Source organism: Synechococcus sp. R70.1 (assembly GCF_047461675.1).
In the GTDB taxonomy this organism is placed as follows: domain Bacteria; phylum Cyanobacteriota; class Cyanobacteriia; order Thermostichales; family Thermostichaceae; genus Thermostichus.
On record NZ_JANSHR010000065.1, the window covers coordinates 1 to 3,339 of the forward strand.

The following is a 3,339-nucleotide window of genomic DNA, read 5'->3' on the forward strand; positions in this document are numbered from 1 at the left end:
AGCGGCATCTGCCTGAGCTGCAACGTACCTTGCGCAAGCTGGAAGCTCGTGTGGCCAAGCTGGAACAGAACAGCACGGATAGAGCCCCCAACGCAAAAATGCTCGAAGTGGGCGTCGATCCTGAAACTACATGCTCTAGCTAGAACCTCCTTTGTCAACTTCCCCAGTGGCCTTAGCTACTGACTGGGAGAACTTTTTACCGAAGAGGTTCTCGTGAAACGTCATGAAGGATATACCTTCTACTCAAGTAGCAAAGAGTACCTAGATGTGTGTGAACTATGTTTCCCTTGTACAAAACATGGGTAGGGGATAGGATCTGGTCTATTAATCGTCTATCTTCTTCAGAGTGAAACTCTAGGTATATTATCTTAATGTCGACTAAAATTTCGAACAAATCCTTTAATATTTGGGTCTCACTACCTTCAGTATCTATCTTGAGAATATCGATGTTGTAAGCGCCAACACTCTTTAGAAATGAGCCTAGGAATGAGCTTGCCTTTACAAGCTGTACAACTCTTGGAAAGTCAGCATATCGGTTCTTGTGTATCGAACTATAACAGGCCGTTACAAGACTACTGTAGAAAGTCTTGGTGATATCATCACTGTACAGCCCAAAAGGGTATACAGTGCAGCCGCCTATAGCTAGGCTGTTTAGCTTCAGCAAGTGAAGAGCTACAGGGTCAGGCTCGAAGCAAAGAATAGTAGCATTTGGATAAAGCATTCGAAAGTAGGCGCTTGCGATGCCTATGTTTGCTCCTACATCAACAATTATTGATACGCCATCGACGAAGTTTAAAAAAGGATATGACTGCTTATTAAAGATTTCGTCAATCGTGAATAGCGCTACGTTTTCTTCCTCCTTATAAAAATTGAGATGTAGTGTCCAAGAAGATCCATCCGCTCTAGTTGCGCCCAAGGAAAATCTTGCAATGTTCGCTAACTTTGTTGCGTTCGAGAACACCAATTGATTTTGTTCATCAAGGACAAAAACAAATTTTGAGTAGGGCAGGAGTCGAGAAGTAAGATGGCTGTTGGATCTGGCAATCAGAACATCCCAAGTCGCAGTACCTAAGTGGCTGGACTCTTCCTCCCAGACATGTACTCTGGAAACGACCCTCTCGTCCTTGGGAAGCTCAGACACTGGGAACCCGGCCTCAACATAGACTTCTAGTCTCGGCAGATCCAGGAGATCTGCCACAACTGCTACCGGGCAGTCTTTGCTAACCAGTACCTTAAGTTGCTCCTCTACACGGTGTAACTCCTGAACAGGTTCGTAGATAGCAAGGCGTGTATTGACAAGATCTCTGTAGGCAGTGCTAATGAAAAATCTGGGATCGGACTTAGCTGCGTAAAAGTTGGGTAGCTCTCCCTTGAAAACCCAATTCATCAGATCGGCTATCCGATGCTTGGGATGCCAGTCCACAAGAAACTTTTCATAAGCTCTTTTAGCTATCTCTAGAGCCAGCCCTGGATTTTCTAGGTAAAACTTGATTTTCTCAACTAGCTCCAGCTCAGAACTATAGACGTCGCAGTATAAGCCGGGGCTCAGATACTCATCAAAGCCGGATGCAAAGGAGAGCTTGTCTGTCAGCAAAAAGCCACCCGCAGAAATCACTTCCAGGTTCCTAAAGTTCAGATCCCCATTCAGGCTGCAGTTAAACGAAATCAGCGATTCGGCAAATAGGCGGGCTGCCTCTTGACGGTTGGCAGTTGTGGCAAGAATGGGCAAGTGTGCCCTCTTTATGGCTTCGACCAGACGGAAACGTCTGGGATGCTGGAATCCCAGCTGGCCAATAAAGACAACTTGGCTTTCTCTTGCTTCTACCCACTTGTGGACAACCGTATGCATGGAGATGAGAGGTAGCCAGGCCAGGTTTTCCGCGCCCGCCGCGGCAAACCAGTGCAGGTGCTGGCGGTTGTGAGCACTAACAACATAATCAAAGGCTTCAACGGCCCAGTAGGCCAAAAGATGTTTGATGGGGAAGTGGCTATGATGCGTATCTCCGGCTAGCAAGACAGTTGGACAGCCAAATTTTTTCGTGTTGAAGGGGTTGCTGTATTCGCAGCTGGAAGCTCGTACAATCACCAAGTCAAACTCTTTATCCACAATTTGCTCAGACTGCTGGACAAAGTCATAGAGGTCATAATCTCCTTCCGGACACTCCACCAAGCCTTCACGACGGTTGACATAGCCTAGTCCACAGCCCCCCACTCTTTCTTTGAGACAGACAGTTACTTGCCGATCTGAAAACTGCGGCGGTGGGATGTAGTCTGGCGGTATTGGCCAGCTCAGGAGAACTCGCGGTTGCAGAGTTTCTTTGTTGGAATTTTCCATAGCTCGTCCTTCTAATCAGTGCTGCTGACAAAGTGTAGCTTCTGCCCAGGCTACAAAGAGGGCTAGTTTTGCACTATCCTGCCCTACGTGCATCCATAATGACAAAGTCAGGAGCTAAGTACTGATTATACCTACACACCTACCAAGTTAGACGGTGCATTCGCGGAAAGCTGGCAGCGCAAGTGCCAAATGGACTCACTCATCTGCGTTACCCAAGCCTGGTCGCAGCAGCGTCCCAGCTGCTTTGCTGGCAACAATGAGATGGGGGAAGGTTTCCAGACATTGAGGCCACCTGGATTCGCTGGGCCACTGCTGCTGGGGAACTGGTACCCACCGAGGCCGAACTGGAGCGGCAAAGGGCTGAGCAGGCCGAACAATGAGCAGAGCGCCTGGCCCAGAAGCTGCGGGAGCTAGGGGTGGATCCCGATACCTTGTAAGGGTAAAGAGAGGAGAACTGGCAATGACTAACCCGAACCCAATTACTGAGGTGCTGGATCCGGTTTATCTACCCGAATGGCCCCCCACCCAAGACGAGCTTCCCTACGACGACGGCGAGCCCATGGAAAGCTGGCGGCACAGGTGCCAGATGGACTTGCTCATCTCCACTACCCAAACCTGGCTGCAGCAGCGCCCTGATGGCTTTGTCGGTGGCAATATGTTTCTCTACTACAGCTTGGAGCAGACCCGCGGCCGCAATTTCAAAGGGCCGGATTATTTTGTGGTGTTGGGTGTGCCTAAAGGCGAGCGCAAAAGCTGGGTGATTTGGGAGCAGGGCAAAGGGCCGGACGTGGTGATTGAGCTTCTTTCTCCCAGCACTGCCTAGGAGGACAAGACAAGCAAAAAGCAACTTTATGAGCAAATTATCCGGGTGCCGGAGTACTTTTGGTTTGACCCGTTTGAGCCAGAGGACTGGGCGGGGTTTCGGCTAAGGGGCGGCCGCTATGAGCCAATTCAAGAGGATGCAGAGGGTTGCTTGCCGAGCGAGGTTTTGGGATTGTACCTAG

The 3,339-nt window shown here is 49.5% G+C and carries 2 protein-coding genes; one reads left to right on the forward strand and one right to left on the reverse strand.

What is annotated here, in order from left to right; genetic code table 11:
* Positions 1-196 precede the first annotated feature (196 nt).
* The gene (locus tag NW807_RS08095; protein ID WP_414425791.1) at positions 197-2,335 is read right to left on the reverse strand and encodes an FkbM family methyltransferase; all 2,139 of its coding nucleotides are present in this window, start codon (positions 2,333-2,335) and stop codon (positions 197-199) included.
* 460 nt (positions 2,336-2,795) lie between these two features.
* On the opposite strand from NW807_RS08095, the gene NW807_RS08100 reads away from it, so the two are divergent.
* Positions 2,796-3,158, forward strand: a complete 363-nt coding sequence (locus NW807_RS08100; RefSeq protein ID WP_414425792.1) for a Uma2 family endonuclease — start codon at positions 2,796-2,798, stop codon at positions 3,156-3,158.
* Positions 3,159-3,339: the final 181 nt, after the last annotated feature.